At 64.0% G+C, this 21,948-nt stretch carries 25 protein-coding genes; 10 read left to right on the forward strand and 15 right to left on the reverse strand.

The window, feature by feature from the left end; genetic code table 11:
* Positions 1–47: 47 nt before the first annotated feature.
* From O7A60_RS19550 to mdh, 6 genes are all read right to left on the reverse strand, one after another.
* Positions 48–3,032, reverse strand: a complete 2,985-nt coding sequence (locus tag O7A60_RS19550; protein WP_337107632.1) for a 2-oxoglutarate dehydrogenase E1 component — start codon at positions 3,030–3,032, stop codon at positions 48–50.
* 127 nt (positions 3,033–3,159) lie between these two features.
* Positions 3,160–4,062 (reverse strand): succinate--CoA ligase subunit alpha, encoded by a 903-nt coding sequence (gene sucD, locus O7A60_RS19555; RefSeq protein ID WP_337107633.1) that lies wholly within the window; start codon positions 4,060–4,062, stop codon positions 3,160–3,162.
* Positions 4,063–4,074: 12 nt separating this feature from the next.
* A complete protein-coding gene (locus tag O7A60_RS19560) occupies positions 4,075–4,572 on the reverse strand; it encodes a DUF1579 family protein (RefSeq protein ID WP_337107634.1) in 498 nt (165 codons plus the stop codon).
* A gap of 3 nt (positions 4,573–4,575) precedes the next feature.
* Positions 4,576–4,947 (reverse strand): cupin domain-containing protein, encoded by a 372-nt coding sequence (locus O7A60_RS19565; protein ID WP_337107635.1) that lies wholly within the window; start codon positions 4,945–4,947, stop codon positions 4,576–4,578.
* Between the two features lie 4 nt (positions 4,948–4,951).
* Entirely contained in the window at positions 4,952–6,145 is a 1,194-nt protein-coding gene (gene sucC / locus O7A60_RS19570; RefSeq protein WP_337107636.1) for an ADP-forming succinate--CoA ligase subunit beta, read from the reverse strand.
* Positions 6,146–6,191: 46 nt separating this feature from the next.
* Positions 6,192–7,160 carry a malate dehydrogenase gene (gene mdh / locus O7A60_RS19575; RefSeq protein WP_337107637.1) on the reverse strand — a complete coding sequence of 323 codons (969 nt, stop codon included), beginning with the start codon at positions 7,158–7,160 and terminating at the stop codon, positions 6,192–6,194.
* A gap of 212 nt (positions 7,161–7,372) precedes the next feature.
* Here mdh and O7A60_RS19580 point away from each other — a divergent pair, with 212 nt between their 5' ends.
* On the forward strand, positions 7,373–7,801 hold the full coding sequence (locus O7A60_RS19580) for a GNAT family N-acetyltransferase (RefSeq protein WP_337107638.1): 429 nt from the start codon (positions 7,373–7,375) through the stop codon (positions 7,799–7,801).
* Between the two features lie 37 nt (positions 7,802–7,838).
* Here O7A60_RS19580 and zapE read toward each other — a convergent pair whose 3' ends face one another.
* The 3 genes from zapE to O7A60_RS19595 form a co-directional block, all read right to left on the reverse strand.
* Positions 7,839–9,038, reverse strand: coding sequence for a cell division protein ZapE (gene zapE / locus O7A60_RS19585; RefSeq protein WP_337107639.1), 1,200 nt, complete (start codon positions 9,036–9,038; stop codon positions 7,839–7,841).
* Positions 9,039–9,160: 122 nt separating this feature from the next.
* Positions 9,161–9,700 carry a protease inhibitor Inh/omp19 family protein gene (locus O7A60_RS19590; protein WP_140510339.1) on the reverse strand — a complete coding sequence of 180 codons (540 nt, stop codon included), beginning with the start codon at positions 9,698–9,700 and terminating at the stop codon, positions 9,161–9,163.
* A 137-nt stretch (positions 9,701–9,837) separates the two neighbouring features.
* A complete protein-coding gene (locus O7A60_RS19595; protein WP_337107640.1) occupies positions 9,838–10,281 on the reverse strand; it encodes a VOC family protein in 444 nt (147 codons plus the stop codon).
* A 205-nt stretch (positions 10,282–10,486) separates the two neighbouring features.
* Here O7A60_RS19595 and O7A60_RS19600 point away from each other — a divergent pair, with 205 nt between their 5' ends.
* The 8 genes from O7A60_RS19600 (at position 10,487) to O7A60_RS19635 (ending at position 17,866) form a co-directional block, all read left to right on the forward strand.
* Positions 10,487–11,497: an MBL fold metallo-hydrolase gene (locus O7A60_RS19600; RefSeq protein ID WP_337107641.1), complete on the forward strand. Its 1,011-nt coding sequence runs from the start codon at positions 10,487–10,489 to the stop codon at positions 11,495–11,497.
* Between the two features lie 74 nt (positions 11,498–11,571).
* Positions 11,572–11,733 carry a DUF1328 family protein gene (locus tag O7A60_RS19605; RefSeq protein ID WP_013892243.1) on the forward strand — a complete coding sequence of 54 codons (162 nt, stop codon included), beginning with the start codon at positions 11,572–11,574 and terminating at the stop codon, positions 11,731–11,733.
* Between the two features lie 115 nt (positions 11,734–11,848).
* Entirely contained in the window at positions 11,849–12,733 is an 885-nt protein-coding gene (gene dapF, locus O7A60_RS19610; protein WP_337107642.1) for a diaminopimelate epimerase, read from the forward strand.
* Positions 12,733–14,058 (forward strand): tRNA (N(6)-L-threonylcarbamoyladenosine(37)-C(2))-methylthiotransferase MtaB, encoded by a 1,326-nt coding sequence (gene mtaB, locus O7A60_RS19615; protein WP_337107643.1) that lies wholly within the window; start codon positions 12,733–12,735, stop codon positions 14,056–14,058. Before dapF ends, mtaB begins: the two co-directional genes overlap by 1 nt.
* A 12-nt stretch (positions 14,059–14,070) precedes the next feature.
* Positions 14,071–15,924: a signal recognition particle-docking protein FtsY gene (gene ftsY, locus O7A60_RS19620; protein ID WP_337107644.1), complete on the forward strand. Its 1,854-nt coding sequence runs from the start codon at positions 14,071–14,073 to the stop codon at positions 15,922–15,924.
* A gap of 57 nt (positions 15,925–15,981) precedes the next feature.
* Entirely contained in the window at positions 15,982–16,656 is a 675-nt protein-coding gene (locus O7A60_RS19625) for a septation protein A (protein ID WP_337107645.1), read from the forward strand.
* 23 nt (positions 16,657–16,679) lie between these two features.
* Positions 16,680–17,300 (forward strand): pyridoxamine 5'-phosphate oxidase family protein, encoded by a 621-nt coding sequence (locus tag O7A60_RS19630; protein WP_337107646.1) that lies wholly within the window; start codon positions 16,680–16,682, stop codon positions 17,298–17,300.
* 35 nt (positions 17,301–17,335) lie between these two features.
* Positions 17,336–17,866 carry an NADPH-dependent FMN reductase gene (locus O7A60_RS19635; protein ID WP_337107647.1) on the forward strand — a complete coding sequence of 177 codons (531 nt, stop codon included), beginning with the start codon at positions 17,336–17,338 and terminating at the stop codon, positions 17,864–17,866.
* A gap of 23 nt (positions 17,867–17,889) precedes the next feature.
* Here O7A60_RS19635 and O7A60_RS19640 read toward each other — a convergent pair whose 3' ends face one another.
* Positions 17,890–18,099, reverse strand: coding sequence for a tautomerase family protein (locus O7A60_RS19640; RefSeq protein WP_027145571.1), 210 nt, complete (start codon positions 18,097–18,099; stop codon positions 17,890–17,892).
* A gap of 23 nt (positions 18,100–18,122) precedes the next feature.
* A complete protein-coding gene (locus O7A60_RS19645; protein WP_337107648.1) occupies positions 18,123–19,043 on the reverse strand; it encodes an SMP-30/gluconolactonase/LRE family protein in 921 nt (306 codons plus the stop codon).
* A 252-nt stretch (positions 19,044–19,295) separates the two neighbouring features.
* On the opposite strand from O7A60_RS19645, the gene O7A60_RS19650 reads away from it, so the two are divergent.
* Complete coding sequence (locus O7A60_RS19650; RefSeq protein WP_023774506.1) at positions 19,296–19,463, forward strand: hypothetical protein; 168 nt, start codon at positions 19,296–19,298, stop codon at positions 19,461–19,463.
* 208 nt (positions 19,464–19,671) lie between these two features.
* On the opposite strand, the gene O7A60_RS19655 is transcribed toward O7A60_RS19650, so the two are convergent.
* The 4 genes from O7A60_RS19655 to ccmA all read right to left on the reverse strand — a co-directional run bounded on the left by O7A60_RS19655 (position 19,672) and on the right by ccmA (position 21,885).
* Positions 19,672–20,253, reverse strand: coding sequence for a DsbE family thiol:disulfide interchange protein (locus O7A60_RS19655; RefSeq protein ID WP_337107649.1), 582 nt, complete (start codon positions 20,251–20,253; stop codon positions 19,672–19,674).
* Positions 20,250–20,423 (reverse strand): heme exporter protein CcmD, encoded by a 174-nt coding sequence (gene ccmD / locus O7A60_RS19660; RefSeq protein WP_140510363.1) that lies wholly within the window; start codon positions 20,421–20,423, stop codon positions 20,250–20,252. Before ccmD ends, O7A60_RS19655 begins: the two co-directional genes overlap by 4 nt.
* Positions 20,424–20,555: 132 nt before the next feature.
* Positions 20,556–21,221 (reverse strand): heme exporter protein CcmB, encoded by a 666-nt coding sequence (ccmB, locus tag O7A60_RS19665; RefSeq protein WP_337107650.1) that lies wholly within the window; start codon positions 21,219–21,221, stop codon positions 20,556–20,558.
* 52 nt (positions 21,222–21,273) lie between these two features.
* Complete coding sequence (ccmA, locus tag O7A60_RS19670) at positions 21,274–21,885, reverse strand: heme ABC exporter ATP-binding protein CcmA (protein WP_337107651.1); 612 nt, start codon at positions 21,883–21,885, stop codon at positions 21,274–21,276.
* Positions 21,886–21,948 lie beyond the last annotated feature (63 nt).

Genomic DNA, 21,948 nt, shown 5'->3' on the forward strand with positions numbered 1-21,948 from the left:
TGTGCCTGTCCGTTCTTTCGCTTCAGTTCTATTCGCCCAATTCTGCTTTATTCGCCGAGAGCGTCTTCGAGCAAGGCGGCGAGCTGGGCAAGGTGCTTCGACATCAGGCCGGTCGCCGGCGACGCGGCCGCGGGACGGCCGGTGTAGCGCACCCGCTGATGCTTGGCGTCGATATGCGCCAGCACCCATTCCAAATACGGATCGATGAACGACCAGGCGCCCATGTTCTTGGGCTCCTCCTGGCACCACACCATCTCGGCGTTGCGGAAGCGTGACAGCTCGGTGATCAGCGCCTTGGCCGGGAACGGGTAGAGCTGTTCGACGCGCAGCAGGTAGATGTCGTTGATGCCGCGCTTCTCGCGCTCCTCATAGAGGTCGTAATAGACCTTGCCCGAGCACAGCACGACGCGGCGGATCTTGGAATCCTTGGTCAGCTTGATCGCCTGGTTCGGCAACAGCTGGGCGTCGTCCCACAGCAGCCGGTGGAACGAGCTTTCGCCCGAGATTTCCGGCAGCGTCGACACCGCCCGCTTGTGACGCAGCAGCGATTTCGGCGTCATCAGGATCAGCGGCTTGCGGAAGTCGCGCTTCAGCTGCCGGCGCAAAATGTGAAAGTAGTTGGCCGGCGTCGTGCAGTTGGCCACCTGCATATTGTCTTCGGCGCAAAGCTGCAGGAAGCGCTCGAGCCGGGCGGAAGAATGCTCCGGGCCCTGGCCTTCATAGCCATGCGGCAGCAGGCAGACGAGGCCCGACATTCTGAGCCATTTGCGCTCGCCCGACGAGATGAACTGGTCGAACACCACCTGGGCGCCGTTGGCGAAGTCGCCGAACTGCGCCTCCCACAAGGTCAGCGCCTTCGGCTCGGCAAGGCTGTAGCCATATTCGAACCCCAGCACCGCCTCTTCCGACAGCATCGAGTTGATGACTTCGTAACCGGCCTGCGCCGCCGACAGATTGTTGAGCGGGATGTAGCGGGTCTCGTCGCGCTGGTCGTAAAGCACGGAATGACGCTGCGAGAAGGTGCCGCGCTCGGAATCCTGCCCCGACAGCCGGATCGGATTGCCGTCGAGTAGAATTGCGCCGAAGGCCAGTGCCTCCGCCGTCGACCAGTCGATGCCTTCGCCGGACTCGATCGCCTGGCGCCGGTTCTCGAGGAAGCGGATAATCGTCTTGTGCGCCTCGAAATCCTTCGGCACCTCGGTCAGCTTCTTGCCGATTTCCTTCAGCGTCTTGACTGGCACGGCGGTCTTGCCGCGCCTTGTCTCGTCCTGATTGTCGGCCGTGCGCAGGCCCGACCAGGCGCCGTCGAGCCAGTCGGCCTTGTTGGGCTTGTAATGCTGACCGACTTCCCATTCGGCTTCCAGATGCGCGCGCCAATCGGCCTTGAGCTGGTCGAGCTCGGCCTGGGTGATGTGGCCTTCCGCGATCAGGCGCTCGCCATAGATCTGCACCGTCGTCTTATGGGTGCGGATGTTGCGGTACATGAGCGGCTGGGTGAAGGCCGGCTCGTCGCCCTCATTGTGGCCGAACCGGCGGTAGCAGAACATGTCCACGACCACCGGCTTGTGGAACTTCATGCGGAACTCGATCGCCACCTTGGTGGCGTGCACCACGGCTTCCGGGTCGTCGCCATTGACGTGGAAGATCGGCGCCTCGATCATCTTGGCGACGTCGGACGGATACGGCGACGAGCGCGAGAAGCGCGGATTGGTGGTGAAGCCGATCTGGTTGTTGATGATGAAATGCAGCGTGCCGGCGACGCGGTGGCCGCGCAGGCCCGACAGGCCGAGGATTTCAGCGATCACGCCCTGGCCGGCGAAGGCGGCGTCGCCGTGCAGCAAGAGCGGCAACACCTTGGCGCGTTCCTCCAGCGGCACGATTTCCTCGCGGCCGCGGCCGAACAGGGAATCCTGCTTGGCACGCGCCTTGCCCATCACCACGGGATCGACGATCTCCAGATGCGAGGGGTTGGCGGTCAGCGACAGGTGCACCTTGTTGCCGTCGAACTCGCGGTCCGAGGAGGCGCCGAGATGGTACTTCACGTCGCCCGAGCCCTCGACCTCGTCGGGGGCTGCGGAGCCGCCCTTGAACTCGTGGAAGATGGCGCGGTGCGGCTTGGCCATCACTTGGGAAAGCACGTTGAGGCGGCCGCGATGGGCCATGCCGAGCACGATTTCCTTCAAGCCCAACTGGCCGCCGCGCTTGACGATCTGCTCCAGCGCCGGGATCAACGATTCACCGCCGTCGAGACCGAAGCGCTTGGTGCCCTTGTACTTGACGTCGATGAACTGCTCGAAGCCTTCCGCCTCGACGAGCTTCTGCAGGATCGCCTTCTTGCCGGTGGCGGTGAACGAAATCTCCTTGTCGGCGCCCTCGATACGCGCCTGGATCCACGCCTTTTCCTCGGGATCGGAAATATGCATGAACTCGACGCCGAGCGTCGAGCAATAGGTGCGGTTGAGGATTTCCAGCATCTGCCGGATGCTGCCGAATTCGAGCCCGAGCACATTGTCAAGGAAGATAGGCCGGTCGTAGTCGGCTTCGGTGAAGCCGTAATTCTCCGGCGACAACTCGTTATAGTCTTCGAGCTTTGCAATGCCGAGCGGGTCGAGATTGGCATGCAGATGACCGCGCATGCGGAAGGCGCGGATCATCATGATGGCGCGCACCGAATCGCGCGTCGCCTGATGCACATCGGCGTCGGACAGCACGACACCGTTGGTGACCGCCTTGTCCTTGACCTTCTTTTCCAGGTGCTTTTCGACGATGCCCCAATTGCCGTCGAGCGCCGACACCAATTCGCCATTGGCCTGCAACGGCCAGGAGGGTTTGGCCCATGAGGCGCCCTTGGCGTTCCTGCGCACATCGCCGGCATCGTCCTTCAGTCCGGCGAAGAACTCCTGCCACTCGGGATTGACCGAGGCGGGATCGTCCTCATACGCCGCGTAGAGCGCGTCGATGTAATCGGCATTGCCGCCATAGAGGAAAGAGGTAAGCGAGAATTGGTCGTTGGCCTGATCTTGTCGTGCCATTTTTGTCCGCGGAGCCTGGCTCCGTCTCCTTTTTTTGGGGAGTAAGTAGTCAGTAGTCAGTAGAGAAATGGATGTCTCTCATTTGTTCACCGCTCAGTTTTTTCACTGCTCACTATTCACTACTCACTTAACCCTTGATCGCCTCGACCAAGGTCGTGCCCAGCCGCGCCGGCGAGGGCGAAACCTTGATGCCGGCCGATTCCATCGCCGCGATCTTGTCTTCGGCGCCGCCCTTGCCGCCGGAGATGACCGCGCCCGCATGACCCATGGTGCGGCCGGCCGGCGCGGTGCGCCCGGCGATGAAGCCCGCCATCGGTTTCCTGCGGCCGCGCTTGGCCTCGTCCTTGAGGAACTGCGCGGCGTCTTCTTCGGCCGAACCACCGATCTCGCCGATCATGATGATCGACTTGGTCTCATCGTCGGCGAGGAACATCTCGAGCATGTCGACGAACTCGGTGCCCTTGACGGGATCGCCGCCGATACCGACGGCGGTGGTCTGGCCGAGGCCGACATTGGTGGTCTGGAACACGGCCTCATAGGTAAGTGTTCCCGAGCGCGAAACAACGCCGACCGAACCCTTGCGGAAGATGTTTCCGGGCATGATGCCGATCTTGCATTCGTCGGGGGTGAGCACACCCGGACAGTTCGGTCCGATCAGCCGCGAAGTCGAGCGGTCGAGCCGCGCCTTGACCTTGACCATGTCCATCACCGGAATGCCTTCGGTGATGCAGACGATCAGCGGGATCTCCGCCTCGATCGCCTCGATGATGGCTTCGCCCGCGCCCGCCGGCGGCACGTAGATGACGGAGGCGTTGGCGCCTGTCCTTTCCTTGCCTTCGGCGACCGTGGCAAAGATCGGCAGGCTCTCGCCCTTCGCGCCGGTCCAGGTCTCGCCGCCCTTCTTCGGGTGAATGCCGCCGACCATCTTTGTCCCGTGATAGGCCAGCGCCTGCTCTGTGTGGAACGTGCCGGTCTTGCCGGTCAGGCCCTGCACCAGCACCTTGGTGTTCTTGTCGACGAGAATGGACATCGGAGCCCTTTTCTAAAAACCGTTGATCGAGGAAGGTGAGACGCGCCGGTAGACGCCACTCACCATGTCTTGCCAGTCATCGCTGCCGGCAGGTTTGAAATGCAATCGCATGCGGTAGGTGTCGGCATCGTCGAAAATATAGGTCACGCGCGCAAAGCCGCGCGGCGACGAGCGCTCCAGCACCAGCTCGTTGCCGTTCCACATACCCGTGGCAGGCGACAACGGCACGAAGCCCATCGAATCGAACTGGTGCATGGTCCCGACGCCGTTCTGGTGGTCGACGCCGAATACGGTGTGCGAACCGAACGAAATCGTGCCGTCGCGACGCTGACGATAACGCTGCACCACGAACTGGCCGCCGAACTCCGCTTCCGCCAAAACTTCGCTGGTCGCCGTGCCGCCATCGGCCCATTGCGTGTCCGCCACCTCTTCCTCGCCGCGCCACGCGCCGACCAGCGCCTGCAGGCGCTGATGGTCGGCCGAGAGCGAAGAGAAGGACGCCGCGTTCATGGATCAGAGCCGCTTCAGATCGGTGACGGTGAGATCGCTCTTGGCATTGCCGGTGTTGAGCGTCGTCGCCGGCTCGAACATCAGCACCACGGGCTCTGCGGTGAGCGAGCGCGGCCGGTGCTCGACACCGCGCGGCACGACGATGAAATCGCCCTCGCCGAGCTCAACCGGACCATCGCGGAAATCGATGGCGATCCTGCCCCGCAGCACGAGGAAGGCTTCGTCCTCATTGTCATGCGCGTGCCAGTCGAAGGTCTCGCCGAACTTGGCGACCTTGGCCCGGCTGTCATTGACATCGCCGGCGATATGCGGATCGAACACCCCGGTGATCGTTTGATCCGCCGCCTCGACCAGATTTATCTTGCGCGGAGGCACCGTCTCAGCCCTGCACCGCCGCAACGATCTTCTTGGCCGCGTCATCAAGATCATCGGCGGACACGACGTTCAAACCGCTGTCGTTGATGATCTTCTTGCCGAGCTCGGCATTGGTGCCTTCGAGGCGCACGACCAGCGGCACTTTCAGCCCGACTTCCTTGACCGCGGCGATCACGCCCTCGGCGATGATGTCGCACTTCATGATGCCGCCGAAGATGTTGATCAGGATGCCTTTGACGGCCGGGTCCCTGGTGATGATCTTGAACGCCGCCGTCACCTTCTCCTTCGAAGCGCCACCGCCGACATCGAGGAAGTTGGCGGGCTCGGCGCCATAGAGCTTGATGATGTCCATCGTCGCCATGGCAAGGCCGGCGCCGTTGACCATGCAGCCGATATTGCCGTCGAGCGCGACATAGGCGAGGTCGTATTTCGACGCCTCGATCTCCTTCTCGTCCTCTTCGGTGGTGTCGCGCAGTTCCATCAGATCGGAGTGGCGGAACAGCGCGTTGTTGTCGAACGACACTTTCGCATCGAGCACCCGCAGACGGCCGCTCTTCATCACGATCAGCGGATTGATCTCGAGCAGGCTCATGTCCTTCTCGACAAAGGCCTTGTAGAGGATCGGGAACAGCGTGCCGCCATCCCTGGTCGCGTCGCCGTCGAGCTTCAGCGCGCCATTGAGCGCCTTCACGTCGTCGGCCGTCACGCCCTTTTCCGGGTCGATGGCGACGGTGATGATCTTTTCCGGCGTGTCGTGCGCGACCGCCTCGATGTCCATGCCGCCCTCGGTCGAGACGACGAAGGCGATGCGGCCGACCGAGCGGTCGACCAGGATCGAGAGATAGAGCTCGCGCTCGATGTCGGCACCGTCCTCGATATAGAGGCGATTGACCTGCTTGCCGGCCGGGCCGGTCTGCTTGGTGACCAGCGTGTGGCCGAGCATCTCGTTGGCGTTGGCCACCACCTCGGCGACCGACTTCGCCAGCCGCACGCCGCCCTTGGCGTCGAGGCCGAGCTCCTTGAATTTGCCCTTGCCGCGGCCGCCGGCATGGATCTGGCTCTTCACCACGTAGAGCGGGCCGGGCAGCGCTTGTGCCGCGGCTTCCGCCTCGCTTGCCTTGAACACCGGCACGCCTTCGGCCACCGGCGCGCCAAAGCTCTTCAGCAGCGCCTTGCCTTGATATTCATGGATGTTCATCGGGAACTATCTCCAGGTCGGTTGCCGGGGGTGATGTTTTGGCGGGTTACTTCGAGGCGAGCTGCGGCGCGATCTTGACACAGGCCTCGGTCAGGCCCTGCACGGTCGCCACCGAAACCTCGAACATCTTCTGCTCGGCCTTGTTGAGGTCGATCTCGATGACGCGCTCGACACCGCCGGCGCCGATGACCACGGGCACGCCGACATAGGTGCCCTTGACGCCATATTGGCCCGAGAGGTGCGCCGCGCAAGGCAGCACGCGCTTCTTGTCCTTTATGTAGGATTCGGCCATCTGGATCGCCGAAGCCGCCGGCGCGTAATAAGCCGAGCCGGTCTTGAGCAGGCCGACAATCTCGGCGCCGCCATCACGGGTGCGCTGCACGATCTGGTCGAGCTTTTCCTTCGAAGTCCAGCCCATCTTGATCAGGTCGGGAAGCGGAATCCCCGACACCGTCGAATAACGGATCATCGGCACCATGGAATCCCCGTGGCCGCCGAGCACGAAGGCGGTGACGTCCTCGACCGAGACCTTGAATTCCTCGGCCAGGAAGTAGCGGAAACGCGCGCTGTCGAGCACGCCGGCCATGCCCACCACATGAGTCTTGGGCAGGCCCGAAAACTTCTGCAGCGCCCACACCATGGCGTCGAGCGGGTTGGTGATGCAGATGACGAAGGCCTTCGGCGCGTACTTCTTCAGCCCGGCGCCGACCTGCTCCATGACCTTCAAATTGATGCCCAGCAGGTCGTCGCGGCTCATGCCAGGCTTGCGCGGCACGCCGGCGGTGACGATGCACACGTCCGCACCCTCGATGCCGGCATAGTCATTGACGCCGGTCAGCCGAGAATCGAAGCCATCGACCGGCGACGACTGCGCTATATCGAGCCCCTTGCCTTGCGGGATACCCTCGGCGATATCGAACAGGACCACGTCGCCGAGATCCTTGAGGCCGATCATGTGGGCGAGCGTGCCGCCGATCATGCCAGAGCCGATAAGCGCTATCTTGTTGCGTGCCATGTGAGGATGATTTCCCTTTGTCTGTGACGCGCCAACACGGCGTCGAGGAAGAGGCCGGAATGCTGCGGGGACCGCGAATTCGCCGCACCCAATAGCTCCGGTGCGGGATAAATTCAAACGATTATTTCGACCCTTGCATTTTCAATCGGTTAGAGTGTTTGGGATTTACGTAAACGTCAAAATTTGTAAGCCGACTTGGGAGAATTTACACGATGACGATCGAGATCAGAAGGCTCAATCCCGGCGATGACACCCTTGTGATGCGGGTTGCCGACGATGTGTTCGACGAGCCGGTGCGGCTCGATCGCCTTGCCAGCTATCTCGCGCAATCAGGCCATTTCATGATCGTCGCCCTGGCCAGGGACGTTGTCGTCGGCCAATGCGCGGCGGTCATCCACCGCCACCCGGACAAGCCGACCGAACTTTATATCGACGAAGTCGGGGTCTCGCCGGCCTTTCAGCGCCGGGGCATTGCGCGCAAAATGCTGGACGCCATGTTCGCGCTCGGCCGCGAGCACGGCTGCGAGGAGGCCTGGGTCGGCACCGAGCCGGACAATCTGCCAGCCCGGGCGCTTTATGAAGCGCGCAAGGAACCGCATGACGAGGCGAAGAGCTTTGTGATGTATGTGTACGGGCTGTAGATTTTCTAAGCTGACGGGACAGCGGCTTCCGGATATTTCAGGCCTGCGCCCGCGCTTCCGCTGGGGCCGCCTTCGCCTTCCGCCGCTCCGCCCAATCCTCCAGCCAGTCGCGGCTCTGCATCTCGATCAGCCGTGAGGCGGTGCGCTCGAATTCGAACACTTCGACGCCGCGCTTGGCCACATAAAGCTCATGCGGCGGCGCCTCGGCGCTCACCACAAGGCGCGTATGATGGTCGTAGAGCGTGTCGATCAACAGGATGAAGCGCTTTGCCTCGTTGCGCTTGCCTTCACCCAGCACCGGCACATGATCGATGAAGACGGACGAAAACCGGCCGGCGATGGCCAAATAATCGCGCGCGCCGAGTGGCTTTTCGCAGAGATCGGCGAAGGAGAAACGCGCGGCATCGCCGGCGGCGGCCGGCACCGCGACCTTGCGGCCCTTCAGCGTCAGCGACGTCTCGGCCGTCGCCGTCCCGCGCGTCATCGCCTGCCAGGCCTCGTCGAGCGCCTGGTCGGCCGCCGCATCCGCAGGCGTGACATAGACTGGCGTGCGGGCGAGCTTTTCCAGCCGGTAGTCCTTGTCGCTGTCCAGCGACAGCACCTGCGTGTGGCGTTCCAATATGGCGATGAACGGCAGGAAAAGCTGGCGGTTCAACCCGTCACGGTAGAGGTTTTGCGGCGCCACGTTCGAGGTGGCGACCAGCACGACCCCATTGGCGAACAGCGCCGAGAACAGTCTGGACAGGATCATGGCGTCGGCGATGTCGGTGACCGAGAACTCGTCGAAGCACAGCACCCAGGCCTGCTCGGCGAGCGCCTTGGCCACCGGCGGGATCGGGTCGTCTTCCCTGGCCGTGCCCTCCTTGCGCGCCTGCCGGTGCTTCTGGATGCGGTCCTGAACGTCGGCCATGAAGTCGTTGAAATGGACGCGGCGCTTGCGCCTGACCGGCAAGAGCTCGAAGAACATGTCCATCAGCATGGTCTTGCCGCGGCCGACGCCGCCATGGATGTAGAGGCCCTTGACCGCCTCATGCGTCTCGCGCTTGCGGGCAAACAGCCAGCCCAGCGCACTGGACTTGTGCGCCAGCCGCTTGGCCGAGATCTCCACGGTCAGCCGGTCGAGCGCAGCGGCGATCCCTTCCTGCGCGCCATCGCGTCCGATCGCGCCGGTTTCCACCAGATGATCGTAGCGTTGCCTGACGGTCGCATGGGTCTGGAGGCCGTCACGCAGATGCATCGTTCACGTCGTTGTTCAAAGCAGGACGCCCAAGAGAGAGCGAGAGGGCGCATGTTGGGATTCGGGTCAGGCCGAGCCGCCATTCGCAGGCCGGCATCACCTGAATATCAGCATACCCTAGCCTATCTTGTAAGCGAGATCGGCTGCCCATTGGAAGTCTGGCCGTCGAATTTCGAACCGCCCGACGAATAGAGCCGCGCCAGCGAGCCGCCGTTCTCGTCATAAAGCGTCAGCTGCTTGCCGGCGACGTTCCACGACTTGATGCCATCGATCGGCGCCGGGCAATGCAGCGGTCCGGCGCGGAAGCCGGCGCCGAACTTGGTCTGCGGCGTCGCCACCTTGCAGCTCTGGCCGGAGACGCTGACGTTCCAGACACCGGCGACGCTTGCCGCGTTGAGATCCGCGGCGCCTGCCGGCGCCGCACCATCCGGCGGCAGCGAGGCAACCTGCGTGTTCGCCGGCGCGGTCGGGAATTGCGACGGGTCGGTGGTGCCGGGCGAGGCCGGCGGCGGCAGCTGATTCGAGCTCACCTGGCCGGCAGGCGCCGGCTGCAACGGTGCAGGTTGCTGGTCGTCCATCGACGAGAAGCGTGAGGTTGAGCAGCCGCTCGCAACGAGTGCCGCCAGGGATACGGCCACCAGGCCGCCTTTCGAAAAATTCATTACAACCTCCGTCGGATTCGGCTGGGGGACGCCGTCCGCGCAATCTCACCTCCACCAAGATGGAGAAGGTGGCGAAATTTCAACCCGATATGGTTAAAATAGGGTTTGCGGAACGAATTGTTGCAAATTTATCGCACTCATCCGGCGAGCGGCGCGCTCGGCACGAACACATATCCGTCCGGTCCAACGATATAGCACTCGCGCAGACCATGCGGTTTGTCGATCGCGCCGGCCAGCACGATGTGGCCATGGTCCAGCGCCGCCGCCTCGACCGCGTCGGGATCGACGCCATAAAGGCGCAGTTCGATGCCGGCGCCGCGCGTCTCGGCGCCCGTGATGGAGCCCGTCATCGGATTGTCGAGATAGGAATGGTCGGCATGCAGCATGAACACCGACCCCAGAAGCTCGATCGCGGCGAAATCCTCGTCAGCATAGACGATGCGGGCACCAAGCACGTCGCGGCAGAAGGCTTCCATCGCCGCCATGTCCGATACCAGCAGATTGACGCCGATGCCGCGCGGCAGCGAACGGCCGAAATCCTCGGCTTTCATCCAGGGCATCTTGGTCCGCTTCATCGCCATGGCGTCTTCCTCCTGATCTGATCCTAGCCGAGACCGCTTCGCCGCCCTTGGCCTTCGGCCGGCAAACGCTTGCGCCAGCCGCGGCGGGGCTTATCTCTAGATGTGAGCAGTTCCAGGAAAAGCGGTTTTCCCGGAAGAATGCGTGGCGCTTTCCCCAGGGAGTGCGTGAAAAAAGAGTTCACCCAAACCCGCTGGAGCGCAGACCTTGGCCGCGAGACAGAAAGCCGCCAACCGCTACTACAGCGGCCCGCCCAGCGATCACTTCGACGGCACCCTGTTCTTCAATCCCGGCGGCCGGATGCCCGGCCCCTTCAGGGACCTGTTGAAATGGCAGTTCAGCGGCCAACGCGCGAAATGGCCGGCCGCCAGCCCGAGCCCCTTTGCGCAGGCAAAGCCGGTCGCGACGGTTCAAGGGGCCGATCTGACCGTGACCATGGTCGGCCATGCCACCTTGCTGATCCAGACCGCCGGGCTGAACATCCTCACCGATCCGGTCTGGTCGCGACGCACCTCGCCGTTCTCCTTTGTGGGACCCAGACGCGTCAATCCGCCGGGTATCGCTTTTGGCGATCTGCCGGCGATCGACCTCGTGCTGGTCAGCCACAACCATTACGACCATCTCGACCTTGCCACGCTGAGGCAGTTGAAGGAGACGCACGATCCGCTGGTGGTGACGCCGCTCGGCAACGATGCCATCATCGCCGCCGCCGTGCCCGGCATGCGGCTTTCCGCGCATGACTGGGGCGACAGGGTCGATGCCGGCGAAGGCACCGCCATCCACGTCGAGCCCGCGCATCACTGGTCGGCGCGCGGGGCGCGCGACCGGCGCATGGCGTTGTGGGCCGGCTTCGTCATCGAGACGCCGGGCGGAAAGATCTATTTTGCCGGCGATACCGGCTTCCACGATGGCATCAACTACCGGCTGATGGCGGAAAAACATGGCGGGTTCCGTTTCGCCATCCTGCCGATCGGTGCCTACGAGCCACGCTGGTTCATGGCGCCGCAGCACCAGAACCCCGAGGAAGCCGTCCAGGGCATGTTGTTGTGCAACGCCGCCTTCGCCGCCGGCTGCCATTGGGGCACCTTCCAGCTCACCGACGAGCCGTTCGACGAGCCGGTCCGGAAACTGGTCGAAGCGCTGGACGCCGAAGGCCTGCCGCGAGAGCATTTCCGTGCCTTGCGGCCCGGCGAAGTCTGGGAAGTGCCCCGGATTTGATAGCCTCGGGAACCCAAGCTCGACAACCGCGTTTTTCAACCGGTTTCAATGTGTTCGGCTTGCGAGGCGTTCCCATGCTTAGATGGATCATCATTCTCCTGATCATCGCCGCCGCGGCGAGCCTGCTCGGCATGCCGGCGCTGGCCGGCGCCGCCGCCACCGGCGCGCGTATTCTCATCGGCATCGTGCTCATCATCTTCCTGTTGATCTTGTTCGGGGTCTTCGCGGTGACGTAAGTCCGCCTTCGCCGTGATGTCGGTCCGGCGCCTTCGCCGTGAACGCGGCTGCGCACTGGTAATTCCTGCCCGTTTCCGCCATATAGCGCCGAACGGACATGGAATTTTCGGAGCAATGGCAGGCACGGCCCCTTTCGCCAAGATGAACGGCATCGGCAACGAGATCATCGTTGCCGACATGCGCGGCCGTGCGGATCGGGTGACGGCCGCGGCTGCCATCACGCTCAATGGCGACGCGGCGACGCGGTTCGACCAAATCATGGCGATCCATGACGCCAGGACGCCGGGCACCGCCTATTTCGTCGACATCCTGAATTCAGACGGGTCCGGCGCGCAGGCTTGCGGCAACGGCATGCGCTGCGTCGTCCAGGCACTGGCCGCCGAGACCGGCGAGAAGACCTTCACCTTCGAGACCGTGGCCGGCGTCCTCAATGCCCGCGAACATGCCGACGGCTCGATCTCGGTCGACATGGGCACGCCGCGCTTCGGCTGGCGGGATATTCCGCTGGCCGAGGAGTTCCGCGATACGCGCATGATCGAATTGCAGGTTGGCCCGATCGACGCGCCGGTGCTGCATTCGCCCTCCGCCGTCTCGATGGGCAATCCGCACGCCATCTTCTGGGTCGACGCCGACGTCTGGACTTATGAACTCGACCGTTTCGGCCCGCTGCTCGAAAACCATCCGATCTTTCCCGAGCGCGCCAACATAACCATCGCGCAGGTGACCTCACCCGACAGCATGATCATCCGCACCTGGGAGCGCGGCGCCGGCCTGACCAAGGCTTGCGGCACCGCCTCCTGCGCGGCTGTCGTTGCAGCGGCCCGCACCAGGCGCACCGGCCGCAGCGTCAACCTTTTGACCCCCGGCGGCGGCACGCTGCATGTCGAGTGGCGCGATGACGACCACGTCATCCTGACCGGCGCGGCCGAATGGGAATTTTCCGGCAGCTTCGATCCGTCGACCGGACAATGGGCCCGCGATACCGAAAGCGCGGCCTGATGTCCGCTCTTGCCAAAGACGTCGACGTGGCGAAGCAGCCCGGCCGCATCGACGTGGTGACCTTCGGCTGCCGGCTCAACACCTATGAGTCCGAAGTGATGCGGAGCGAGGCCGAAACTGCGGGCCTCGCCGCGCTGGCAGGTGGCGCCGTGATCTTCAACACCTGCGCAGTCACCGGCGAAGCGGTGCGCCAGGCCAGGCAGGCGATCCGCAAGGCGCGCCGCGACAACCCGGCCGCGCGCATCATCGTCACCGGCTGCGCCGCGCAGACCGAGCCCGAAAAATTCGCCGCCATGGACGAGGTCGATCTCGTGCTTGGCAATGAGGAGAAGCTCAAGGCGAATTCCTATCGCGCGCTGCCGGATTTCGGCGTCAACGACACCGAGAAGGCGCGCGTCAACGACATCTTCTCGGTGCGCGAGACCGCCGGCCACATGGTCGACGCCATCGAGGGCCGGGCACGTGCCTTCGTGCAGGTGCAGAACGGCTGCGACCATCGCTGCACCTTCTGCATCATCCCCTATGGCCGCGGCAATTCGCGCTCGGTGCCGATGGGCGCCGTGGTCGAGCAGGTCAAGCGGCTGGCGGGCAACGGTTATGCCGAGATCGTGCTGACCGGCGTCGACATGACGTCTTTCGGAGCCGACTTGCCGGGTGCGCCGAAGCTCGGCAAGCTTGTGAAGACCATCCTCAGGCAGGTCCCCGACGTGAGGCGGCTCAGGCTGTCCTCCATCGATTCGATCGAGGCCGACGAGGACTTGCTCGACGCCATTGCCACCGAGCCGCGGCTGATGCCGCATCTGCATCTGTCGCTGCAGTCGGGTGACGACATGATCCTGAAGCGCATGAAGCGCCGGCATCTGCGCGATCAGTCAATCCGCTTTTGCGAGGATGTGCGCAAGCTGCGTCCGGGTATTGTTTTCGGCGCCGACATCATCGCGGGCTTCCCGACCGAGACCGACGCCATGTTCGAGAATTCGCTGGAGATCGTCGAGGAATGCGGCCTGACCCATCTCCACGTCTTTCCGTTTTCACCGCGCGAAGGCACACCCGCCGCGCGCATGCCGCAAGTTCGCCGCGAGCTGGTCAAGCAGCGCGCCGCGCGGCTGCGCGCCGCCGGCGAAGCGGCCTATGTCAGGCACCTGTCTTCGCTTGCCGGCAGCCGCCAGTCGATCCTGATCGAGCGCGACGGTCTTGGCCGCACCGAAGGGTTCACGCTTGCCGCACTCGGCACCAGCGCGCCGGGAGAGATCGTCGAAGCTGATATAACCGGCCACGATGGCGCTCGGCTGATGGCGACGCCGCTTGCCGCCCACGCCGCCTGAGAACGCAAAAGCATGGCTGGTTTTTTCAAGAAGATATTTTCGTTCGGCAAGAAGGAGGTCGTCGAGGAGCGCATCGACGAGACCGCCCCGCTGCCGCCGATCAATTGGGACCAGCTCGACGCGCTGAAGCCGGCGGCCGAGCAGGCCCTGCCGGAGTTTTTGAAGCGCGAGGAGCCTGCGGCGGAAGCCGCGCCGGCGGCCGCGCCCCGTCCTCCCCTTGAGGAGGATGAGGAGGTAAGGCCAGCGCCCGCCGAGGAACCAACACCGGAGCCTGCCCCGATCATTCCGCCCGCACCGGAGCCGATCGTTCCGTCGACCCCGGAGCCTTTACCTGAACCCAAGCCCGCGGAAGTGCCAAAGCCTGCTCCGGAAACCCCTGCCGAGCCGCCTGCGCCCGAGGAAATTCCGGCGCGGCCCGCCGTTCCGGAGCCAACGCCCGAACCGCGGCCGCAAGAGGTGCCCCCGCCCGCGCCATCCGAGCCGGAGATCGTTCCTTCGCGTCCCGAGAGGCAACCGGAACCCGCGCCCGTCGAAGTGCCGACGCCGCCCGTCGAAGTGCCGGCCGAGGTGCCCGCACCGGTCGAGGTGCCACCGGCGGCGCCGGTTGAAGTGCCTCCGTCGGCCGGCGTCGAGCAGCCAGCTTCAGAGGCCGGCGCTGCCCCTCATCCGCCTGCCGGCACCTTGTCCCCGTATGGTGACGAAGAGAAGGAGGAGGTTCTTCCGCCGCCAGCGGCCGAAACCGAGCCAGGCATTCCACCAGCGGAAATCGCGCCACCCATCCGCCAGCCGGCGCCGGTCGAAACACAACCGGTCATCGCCGAGATCGCGCCCGAGCCTCAATCGGTTCCGCAACTCGCCGCGGAGGCAAAACCCGCGCCCGGCAAGGTGACGGTTGCCAGGAAGGTCGAGCAGAAGGCCGAGCCGCAGAAGGCGCCCGAGCCGGCGCCGAGGCGATCCTGGTTTCAGCGCATGCGGGACGGGCTTGCCCGGTCCTCGCGCGAGCTGACCGGCAACATTGCCGGCGTCTTCACCAAGCGCAAACTGGACGAGGAGACGCTGCAGGACCTGGAGGACGTGCTGATCCGCGCCGATCTTGGCGTGGAAACGGCGCTGCGCGTCACCGATTCACTGGCCTCCAGCCGCTACGGCAAGGACGTCTCCGATACAGAGGTGCGCGCGGTCATGGCGGCCGAGGTGGAGAAGGTGCTCGCCCCGGTCGCGAAACCGCTCGAGCTCGACCTTTCGCACAAGCCGCATGTCATCCTGGTCGTCGGCGTCAACGGCACCGGCAAGACCACGACGATCGGCAAGCTCGCCGCCAAGCTGACCGATGGCGGCCTGTCGGTGATGCTGGCCGCCGGCGACACCTTTCGCGCCGCCGCCATCGAACAGCTAAAGATCTGGGGCGAACGCACGAAATCGCCCGTCATTGCCTCCAAGCTCGGCGCCGATGCCGCCGGTCTCGCCTACGATGCCTTCGAGAGGGCTAAGGAGGCAGGTTCGGACGTGCTGATCATCGACACCGCCGGCCGGCTGCAGAACAAGACCGAACTGATGGCGGAGCTGGAAAAGATCGTCCGCGTGCTGGGCAAGCTCGATCCGGATGCGCCGCACACGGTGCTGCAGACGGTCGACGCCACCACCGGCCAGAACGCGCTCAACCAGGTTGAGATCTTCCGCAATGTCGCCGGCGTCAACGGCCTGGTGATGACCAAGCTGGACGGCACGGCGCGCGGCGGTATTCTGGTGGCGATCGCGGCAAAGCACAGATTGCCGGTCTATTTCATCGGCGTCGGCGAACAGGTCGACGACCTCGAACCTTTCTCGGCAAGCGAATTCGCCAGGGCGATCGCTGGAGTGGCTTGAACAAGCACGATGCCGGAAGTGAGGCTTCCGGATTGGATCGTGCGTTAGAAGGATACCATGAACCCACCCATTCTCGAACGCGATCCGTCCGACCCGCAGAAAGAGAAGAAGGAAGGCGTCAATCCCGTGCTCAAGCTGGTGCTGGAGCTCGGGCCCTTGATGGTGTTCTTCTTCGCCAATGCGCGCGGCGAGTGGCTGACGCAGAAATTACCCGTTTTGGCTGAATTCGGTGGCCCGATCTTTGTCGCCACCGGCCTGTTCATGGCCGCGACCGCGATCGCGTTGATCGCCTCATGGCTGCTCACCCGCACCTTGCCGATCATGCCTATGGTGTCGGGCGTGGTCGTCTTCATCTTCGGCGCGCTGACGCTCTATCTGCAGGACGACATCTTCATCAAGATGAAGCCGACCATCGTCAACACGCTGTTCGGCGGCGTGCTTCTCGGCGGCCTGTACTTCGGCCGCTCGCTGCTCGGCTATGTCTTCGAGTCCGCCTTCAAACTCGATGCCGAAGGCTGGCGGAAGCTCACCTTCCGCTGGGGCCTGTTCTTCCTGTTTCTGGCCATCGTCAACGAAGTTGTCTGGCGCAATTTTTCCACCGACGCCTGGGTTACCTTCAAGGTCTGGGGCATCATGCCGATCACGCTTCTGTTCACCTTCAGCCAGATGCCGCTGATCCTGCGCCATTCGCTCGACGACAAGGCCGGCGGGGAAGAGAAAGCCGGCAAATAAGGCAGGGACTAAAGGGGAGAGCCATGGAATTCGTCACCACCCGGGAAGAGCTGCGGACGATCTACAAGACCCCGCGCCCGACCGATGGCTCGATCCGCAAGGAACTGAAGGCGCTCGACGGCCATTGCCGCTCCTTCATCGGCAAGAGCCCGTTCGTGCTGATCGGGTCGTCCGATGGCGAAGGCAATGCCGACGTCACCCCGAAAGGCGACAAGCCCGGCTTCGCCGCCATTCTCGACGAGAAGACGATCGCCATCCCCGACCGGCCCGGCAACAACCGGCTGGATACGCTGGAGAACATCCTGCGCAATCCCTCGGTCGGGCTGCTCTTCCTCATACCGGGCATGAACGAGACGCTGCGCGTCAACGGCGAAGCCCGTATCACCGTGGATGCCACTTTGCGCGGGCGCCTCGCGGTCGACGGCAAGACGCCGCAAAGCGTTATCGTGGTCGCCGTCAAGGCCGCCTACATGCATTGCGCCAAGGCCTTCATGCGCTCCGATTTGTGGAAGCCGGAGAGCTGGTACGACCGCGCGACGCTGCCGACGCTCGGCCAGATCCTGCGCGACCAACTGGCATTGGCCGATTCGGCCGAGGCGACCGACCGTTGGCTGGACGACGAGTACAAGCAGACGATGTGGTAGGGTTTTCGGCCACGATTCGCCCGGACCTGTCCATCTTGCTCAATCTTCTTGCCATCTCAGGCAGCCTGCGGGCGGCCTCCACCAATTCGGCCCTGGTCGCGGCGTTGGCGTTGAACGCGCCCGAGGGCTGTCGCGTCACCGTCTATGACGGACTTGGCCGCCTGCCGATCTTCAACCCCGACGATGAGGGTGAGCGGACGCCACGCGATGCTTCCGATCTGATCGACGCCGTCACCGGCGCCGACGGCATCATCGTCTCCTGCCCCGAATATGCCCATGGCGTGCCGGGCGGACTGAAGAACGCGCTCGACTGGCTGGTCTCGCGCGACGCCGCCGTTGCCAAGCCGGCCATGCTCGCGCACGCCTCGCCGCGTTCCCTCTATGCCCGCGCGGCTTTGGCCGAGATCATGCGCACCATGTCGTTCGCGCTTTATGATGGCGAACCGGAGATTGCCCTGCTCGGCAAGAAGCCGCCGGAGGTGGCGAGCATTCTGGCGGAGCCGGCGAACGTGCTGGCCATGCGCGACGCGCTGGCTGCCTTCGCGGATTTCATTCGCTCGCGTTGAGCGACGACCTCTCTTCCGCCGCCCTAGCCCTTCGCCCGCAATGTCTCGACATCGGTCTTGCCGACATACCAGTCGCGGGCGTTGACTTCCTCGAAGACCACCCAGATATCGTCATTGCCAAGTCCGGTGGCGTCCATGATCGCCGCCGTGACTTTCCTGGCGATGTCAGCCTTCTTGCCTGCCGGATCGGCGGCGATCACTTCCTTGACGATGCGGATGTTGACGAATGGCATGACGTCCTCCCCTTCATTCCTGATCAGTACGTCTTGGCCCCATTCACCATCAGCCGCACCGAATAAAGCGAGGTGGTGCCGGCGATGTAGAGGCAGTTCAGCTTGGCGCCGCCGAACACGCAATTGGCGGTCACCTCCGGCACCTTGACCTTGCCGATCAGCGTGCCGTCCGGATCGTAGCAATGGATGCCGTCGAAGGCGCTGGTCCAGATACGCCCGTCGGCATCGAGCCGAAAGCCATCGAACAGGCCGGCGGTGCAGTCGGCGAACACCTTGCCGCCCGAAACCTTCTTGCCGTGCTTGCCGACATTGAACACCCGCATATGCGCCGGATTCTGCGCGCCATGCGTGCGGCCGGTGTCGACGACATAGAGCAGGCTTTCATCGAGCGAGAAGGCAAGCCCGTTCGGCCTGACCATATCGGTGATCACGGCTTCGACCTCACCACTGTCGGGATCGACACGGTAGACATGGCAGGCGCCGATCTCGCTGTCGGCCTTGTCACCCTCATAGTCGGTGTCGATGCCATAGGTCGGGTCGGTGAACCAGATCGAGCCGTCGGACTTCACCACCGCATCGTTGGGCGAGTTCAGCCTTTTGCCCTTCCATTTGGCGGCGACGGTGGTGACCGAGCCGTCATGCTCGGTGCGGCTGACGCGGCGGCCCGAATGCTCGCAGGTGACCAGCCGGCCCTGCCGGTCGACGGTGTTGCCGTTGGAGTTGCCCGACGGCTGGCGGAACACGCTGACGTTGCCGTCCGTCTCGTCAAAGCGCAGCATGCGGTTATTCGGAATGTCGGACCACACGACATAGCGGCCGGCGGCGAACCAGGCTGGCCCTTCCGCCCAGCGGCAGCCGGTAAACAGTTTCTCCACTTGCGCGCTGCCGTTGAACAGGCGCGCGAAACGCGGATCGAGAATTTCGTAATAGTCTGCGGCCGCCATGCATTTCCTCCCGGCATCACGTGACGCCGGATCAAGCCAGCCCGCGACCGATCTGGCAAGACGGGCTATCAGCAATTTGTAAGACAAAACGGACAGGACGTGCCTTTAGGACGCCATTAACCGGCTATGCGCTGCGTGCAATGGTGCATTGCAACATCTTCTTTTTGCAATGCACCATTACTATGTCATGTTCCGTATCGATCAAGGGAGGAAGAACCCGCCGCGAGAATGCGGCACAGAAGGAACCTTGCTATGATCTTCAACGATCTCATGACCCGCGCTCGCAGCAGCATCGCCAAGCGCAAGCACTACAACCGCCTCGTCGCCGAAATCGACAGCTTCTCCAGCCGCGATCTGGCCGACATGCGCGCCGATCGCTCGGAAATGCTCTACCAGATCCACAAGCAGATCTACGGCTGAGTATTCGGTCGACCTGTCACGTTCGTCATCCTTGGGCGTAGCGACGCGAAGCGGAGCGAAGACCCAAGGATCCATGCCGCGACTTTCGAGCACCGCAACGCTGCAGAACAGATGTTTGCGATGATCGGTGGATTTCGCTCGTTAACAAGCGCCAATTCTGGACCGTTGCGTCATTTGGTCAACGGCGCGGCATGGAAGCAAGGCGACATCACTTCGGCGCTGCGAGCGCCTTGTCGATCTGCGGTAACAGAAGCTCCTTGGCGGACTCCGCCGTCAGCGGGCCGACATGCTTGTAGGCTATTTTGCCATCCTTGCCGATGACGAAGGTTTCCGGCACGCCATAGACGCCCCAGTCGATCGCCGTGCGGCCGGCTTCGTCGACGCCGATCGCCTGGAACGGATTGCCGAGGTCGCCGAGGAAGCGGCGGGCGTTTTCCGGCCGGTCCTTGTAATTCAGCGCCGCCATCACGAACCGCTTGTCCTGCGCCAACGCCAGAAGCACCGGGTGCTCTTCCCGGCATGGGGCGCACCACGATGCAAAGACGTTGACCAGCGTGACCTTGCCGGCGAAGGCCTTCGAATCGAGCCCCGGCAGAGTGCTGCCCTCCAAGGGCGGCAGGTTGGTTTGCGGTGCCGGCAAACCGATCAAAGCCGACGGCACTTCCGAGACATCGCGTCCAGACAAGAGCTGCGACAGGAACAGTCCGGCCAGGCCGAGGAAGACCAGCAGCGGCAAGAATACAAGCAGGCGGCGACGGGCCGGCGGCGGCGTTTCGATTTCGCTGCTCACGGCTTTCCCGCCCCGGTCTTGTCGGAACGGCGGCGCACGCCAGCCGCCTCGAGTTCGGCGAGTTCGCGCTTGCGTGCCCGCTGGTCGATGAGAATCCAGCCGATCAGTCCGGCCAGCACCACTGCGGTGATGGCATAGGCGGCGGTGACGTAGAGGGCGTGCGGGCTCATGCCGGCCGCCTCCTTGGCATGCCGCCCGCCAACCCGATCCGTTCGCTGCGCTCGATCATGCCTTCCCTTAACCTCGCGCCACGGCCCGCGCAATCGGCCGCCGCGCCGCAGCCTCTGCCGCTCGTGGCCACCTCAATCCGTGCCATGACGCAATGCAAGCGCCGCGGCCACCGGGCCCAGCACCGCAAGAAACAAGGTCAGCGCGGCAAGAATGAGGAAGGGCTGCAGGAACGGATCCAGATTGGCCGTCGCGCCATAGCTTGCCGAAACGCCGAAGATCAGCACCGGGATGGTCAGCGGCAGCACCAGCACCGAGATCAGGAGCCCGCCACGCGGCAGCGCCACCGCCACCGCCGCACCCACAGCGCCGATGAAGGTGATGGCCGGCGTGCCGACCAGAAGCGTCAGCGCCGTGGCGCCTATGGCCAACGGCTCCATGTTCATGAACAGGCCGAGCAGGGGTGCGGCGACCACCAGCGGCAAGACGCTGCCCGCCCAGTGCGCCACGCATTTCACCAGCACCGTCAGCGCCAGCATGCGCCGGTCGTCGCCGAGCACCAGCAGATCGAGCGAGCCGTCCTCGCGGTCGGCCTGGAACAGCCGGTCGAGCCCGAGCAGGCAGGCAAGCAAGGCCCCGATCCACAGGATCGCCGGACCGATGCGGGCCAAAAGCTTGAGGTCCGGACCGACGCCGAAGGGGATGGTGGCGATGACGGCAAGGAAGAAGATGACGCCGGTCAGCGCGCCACCGCCGGCACGGATCGAGAGGCGGATGTCGCGGAGGAGGAGGGACCACATTACGATGTGGTCCCTTGCTGAGGCTGGCGTTCTGTCGCGCCGTAAAGTGCAGTCATGGAAAGGCCTCCCCCATCGCCAACGCCTTCGCGCCCTCCAATCCCAGCGGCAAATGCGTTGCCGCCACGACCATACCGCCATCCGCGCAATGCGCCGTCATCAGCCCCGCAAGCCGCTCCTCCGAAGCCTTGTCCAGCCCAGCCGTCGGTTCATCCAGCAGCCACAGTGGCCTATGGCTGACCAGAAGCTTCGCGATCGCCGCGCGTCGTCGCTGTCCAGTCGAGAGATAGCCGAACGGCAGATGGCCGATGCCGCCCAGTCCGACCGTTTCCAGCGCCTCCTCGACATCGAGCCGGCCTTCGCCATGGAACTCCCGCCAGAAACGCAAATTCTCCGTCACGCTCAGCGCCGTCTTCATCGCGTTCTGATGGCCGAGATAGTGGCAGGCGGAGGCGATAGAGGGGAATTCCTCGCCGCCGCCTTCGAGCAGCACACGGCCTTCGGCTTTCGGCAGCAGCCCGGCGACCACCCTGAGCAAGGTCGATTTGCCCGAACCGTTCGGCCCGGTGACGACCAGCGCCTGCCCGGCCTCCAACGCAAACCCGATGCCGGAGAACACCGCCGCGCCGCCGCGCTCGCCGCCCAGATTTTCGGCGATCAGCCGCATCCCGTACCTGTCTCTCGAACGAAGCGGCACGGTCGCTGCCGCATCGCACAAATTTGCTTTGCA

The sequence above is a fragment of the Mesorhizobium salmacidum (SeqCode) genome, assembly GCF_037179605.1.
Classification (GTDB): Bacteria; Pseudomonadota; Alphaproteobacteria; order Rhizobiales; family Rhizobiaceae; genus Mesorhizobium; species Mesorhizobium salmacidum.